Genomic DNA, 3833 nt, shown 5'->3' with positions numbered 1-3833 from the left:
GATGTGTATAAGAGACAGTGGCCGGTCCGGGCGACCAGTGCGTCGAACACCGGGACCGGCAGCGCCGCACTGCCCGAGACCAGCAGCCGGGCCGGCCGCAGCGCCGCAGCGACGCCGGCGTCGGCCACCACCCGCGACCAGACGGTGGGCACCCCGAAATACAGCGTGCCGCCCGCGGCGGCGTAGGCCTGCGGCGACGGTTTGCCGGTGTGCACGAAGCGGTTGCCCACCCGCAGGGAGCCCAGCAGGCCCAGCACCAGTCCGTGCACGTGATACATCGGCAGGCCGTGCACCAGGACGTCATCGGGGCTCCACTGCCACGCCTGCGCCAGCGCGTCGAGGTCCGCCGCGAGCGCGCGCCGGCTCAACTGGACGCCTTTGGGCGGGCCCGTGGTGCCGGAGGTGTAAATGATCAGCGCGGTGTCGTCCTCGGGTGGTTCGACCGGCCGCTGCGGCGATCCGGCACGGGCCGGAAAGTGCGGCAGACCGGCGAGGTCCTCCGGCCGCTCCCCCAGCCAGGCCTGCGCCCCCGAATCGCGCAGCATGTGCCGGCGCTCGGCCGCGCCGACGTCGGCGGGAACCGGCACCACCTGCACACCGGCGAGCAGGCATCCGGTGACCGCCAGTACCGTCTGCGCCGTCGGGGTGGCCGACACCGCGACCCGCGAGGCCCCGGCAAGGTCTGCGGCCACCGCGGCGCCCGCGCCGCTGAGCTCCGCGCGGCTCAGTAGGGTGTTGTCGATACGCACCGCATCGGCGATGTCCGAGGCGTTCGAGCCGTCGTCGGCGAGCGAGGTCAGCAGCATTCGGGGGACGTTACCCCCGTCCTCGTCGCGGGCCCGGCCGACCGACCGAAAAGCGGCCGACCGCCGCAGGTGGTATCAACGAATAAGCTCCTGCAATTCGTGGACGACTCCTCAACGAGAGGGACTTCATGCACGACGAGTCCGGCCAGCGGCGCGGAACCCATCGCAGTCAGCGGTTACCCCGGAACCAGCAGCGCGAACGAGTGCTGCGGTTGGTGGGCGAGGCCAGCGGCGCAGTCGACGCCGCTGAGCTCGCCGAGCGGATGCATCTGCACGTCACCACCGTTCGGTTCCACCTCGACGCCTTGTGCGAAGACGGGGCGGTCGCACGGACCCGGATCAAACGGGACGGCGTCGGGCGCCCCCGCACCGGTTACGTGGCGGTGCGGGACCGGCTGGACTACCGCAGCCTCGCCGAGATCCTGGCGATGGAGCTGGGCGAGACCGTTGAGGAGCGCCGGGTACGCGCCGAGCGGGCGGGCCGGCGCTGGGCGGACCGCATTCTGGACTCGCCCGACCCCACATCGAACGGGTCGGGTCCGGTAACGGGCATCGGCGACTGCGCCGAGCGGATCACCGGAGTCTTTGCGCGCATGGGCTTCGGTGCCGAACTCGCGGCGCCGGGCGCCGGCGGCGACCCGGGCCAGCGCACGATCCTGCTTTCCGGATGCCCGGTTCGCGACTTGGCCCAGTCGCACCCCGAGGTCAGCTGCGCCATGCACCTGGGCCTGCTGCGGGGGTTGCTCAACGCCGAGGGAGCTCCCGGCGGCAGCGCGCAGTTGGAGCCGTTCGTCGAGCCCGAGATGTGTATCGCCAGGGTGCGGAGCAGCTGAGGCTCAGCGGCCCGCGTAGGCGACGGCCACCTGCCCCGCCAGGCGCGCATTGGCCAGTACCAGAGCGACATTGGCGTCCACCGATGCGCCCTGAGTTGCCTGGTGAAAATGCTCGAGCAGAAACGGCGTGACGTCTTTGCCGCGCACGCCCTTCGCCTCGGCGGCGGCCAGGCCCTGCGCCAGCACCCGATCGTGTAGCGCGCGGTCGAGTTCGGCCTCGCGGGCGATCGGGTTCGCCAGCACCAGGCCGTAGCCTTCGGTGCCCAGCCGGCTGCGGGCGTGCAGCACAGCGGCCACCTGCTCGGGATCGCCCACCTGCCAGTCGATCCGGTGGCCGGAGTCGGCCAGGTAGAAGGCCGGAAACCGGTCGGTCCGGTAGCCGATCACGCCCACACCCAGCGTCTCCAGCCGCTCCAGGGTGGCGCCGATGTCCAGTATCGACTTCACCCCCGAGCACACCACCAGCACCGGGGTGCGTGACAGCGCCGTCAGGTCCGCCGATTCGTCCCAGTTCTCCCGCGCCCCGCGATGCACGCCGCCCAGGCCGCCGGTGGCGAACACGGTGATGCCGGCCGCGGCCGCCAGATGGGCGGTCGCGGCGACCGTGGTCGCCCCGTCGCCGCCCGCGGCGGCAAGCATGGCCAGCTCGCGGACGCTGACCTTGACCGCGGTACCGGATGTGGCGACGCGGTGCAGCGTTTCGTCGTCGAGACCGATGTGGGGCCGCCCGCCCACCATCGCAATGGTTGCCGGCACCGCCCCGCCGGACCGCACCGCGTTCTCGATCTCGCGGGCGATGCGCAGGTTGTCCGGGCGCGGCAGTCCGTGGGTGATGATGGTGCTCTCCAGCGCCACGACCGCGCGCCCGGCGGCCAGCGCCTCGGCGACTTCGGGATCGATGAGCACTGCCCCACCCTATTGCGCGCCGGGGTTCGGCGCCCGAGCCTGTCGGCGCGCGCTGGTAGCCTGCCCGCCAACCGGCAGAGCCAGGGAGGTGGCGTGGGCGATCGGCAACACCGGCGGCCGGCGTGGGCGGCTGCGCTGGCGGCCGCGGGGGTGGTGCTGCTCCTCGGGCCGGCCGCGGTCTGGGCCGAGCCGGTCGCCGACACCGCGGACGGTCCTGGCGCGCTGACCCTGCTCGCGGCCCTGCCGATCAAGGGGCGGGCTCCCAAGACCGGTTATCACCGCGCACAGTTCGGGCCGGCCTGGAGCGACGACGTGACGGTTCCCTTGGGCCACAACGGTTGCGATACCCGCAACGACATTCTGCGCCGGGATCTGACCGACACCGAGATCAAGCCGGGCACCAACGGGTGTGTGGTGCTCGCGGGCGTTTTGACCGATCCCTACAGCGGTGCGGTGGTCGCCTTCCAGCGGGGCACGCAGACCTCCCGGGAAGTGCAGATCGACCACGTCGTGGCCCTGTCGGACGCCTGGCAGAAGGGGGCCCAGCAGTGGGACGAGGTCACCCGGCGCAACTTCGCCAATGATCCGCTGAACCTGCAGGCCACCAGTGGGCCGGTCAACGAACAGAAGGGCGATGGCGACGCGGCGACCTGGTTGCCGCCCAACAGGTCCTACCGGTGCGTGTACGTCTCACGGATCGTCGCGGTCAAGTCCGGCTACGGCCTGTGGGTCACCCAGGCCGAACATGATGCCATCGAGCGGATCCTCACCACCGACTGCGCCGGCGGGACCGGCTAACTCAGCCGTGCCGCCGCGGCGGCGATCCGCTCGTCGGTGGCGGTCAGCGCCACCCGCACGTGCTGCGCGCCGGCCGGCCCGTAGAACTCGCCGGGCGCCACCAGAATGCCGCGCTGTGCGAGCCACTCGACGCTGTTGCGGCAGGGCTCGCCGCGGGGGGCCCACAAGTACAGTCCGCCCTGGGACAACTCGACGGTGAACCCGGCCGCCTGGATCGCCGGCAGCAGGATCGCACGGCGGCGCGCATAGCGCTCGCGCTGCTCGTGTTCGTGTTCGTCGTCATCGAGCGCAGCGACCATGGCCGCCTGGATCGGGCTGGGCACCATCATCCCGGCGTGTTTGCGCACCGCCAGCAATTCGGCCACCACCGCGGCGTCCCCGGCGACGAATCCGGCCCGGTACCCCGCCAGCGAGGAGGTCTTGGACAGCGAATGCACCGCCAGCAGGCCGCGGTGGTCGCCGTCGCAGACCGCCGGGTGCAGCACCGACC

At 72.1% G+C, this 3833-nt stretch carries 5 protein-coding genes; 2 read left to right on the top strand and 3 right to left on the bottom strand.

Going from position 1 to position 3833, the window contains the following annotated elements:
* Positions 1-806: AMP-binding protein (locus LI92_RS20275; RefSeq protein ID WP_046322064.1), on the bottom strand; the 806-nt coding region annotated here is incomplete at its 3' end.
* 128 nt (positions 807-934) lie between these two features.
* Between LI92_RS20275 and LI92_RS20270 the strand changes: the two genes are divergently transcribed.
* Positions 935-1639 carry a helix-turn-helix transcriptional regulator gene (locus tag LI92_RS20270; protein ID WP_046322063.1) on the top strand — a complete coding sequence of 235 codons (705 nt, stop codon included), beginning with the start codon at positions 935-937 and terminating at the stop codon, positions 1637-1639.
* Between the two features lie 3 nt (positions 1640-1642).
* Here LI92_RS20270 and LI92_RS20265 read toward each other — a convergent pair whose 3' ends face one another.
* Positions 1643-2545, bottom strand: coding sequence for a pseudouridine-5'-phosphate glycosidase (locus LI92_RS20265; RefSeq protein ID WP_046322062.1), 903 nt, complete (start codon positions 2543-2545; stop codon positions 1643-1645).
* A gap of 93 nt (positions 2546-2638) precedes the next feature.
* Between LI92_RS20265 and LI92_RS20260 the strand changes: the two genes are divergently transcribed.
* Positions 2639-3343 carry an HNH endonuclease family protein gene (locus LI92_RS20260; RefSeq protein ID WP_082109828.1) on the top strand — a complete coding sequence of 235 codons (705 nt, stop codon included), beginning with the start codon at positions 2639-2641 and terminating at the stop codon, positions 3341-3343.
* Here LI92_RS20260 and LI92_RS20255 read toward each other — a convergent pair.
* Positions 3340-3833: aminotransferase class I/II-fold pyridoxal phosphate-dependent enzyme (locus tag LI92_RS20255; RefSeq protein ID WP_046322061.1), on the bottom strand; the 494-nt coding region annotated here is incomplete at its 5' end. The two genes, LI92_RS20260 and LI92_RS20255, sit on opposite strands and share 4 nt — an antisense overlap.

It is taken from the genome of Mycobacterium sp. UM_Kg1, from assembly GCF_000972925.1.
GTDB lineage: Bacteria > Actinomycetota > Actinomycetes > Mycobacteriales > Mycobacteriaceae > Mycobacterium > Mycobacterium hiberniae.
Note: the sequence above shows the minus strand (reverse complement) of the source record. Positions and strands in the feature narration are given on the sequence as shown.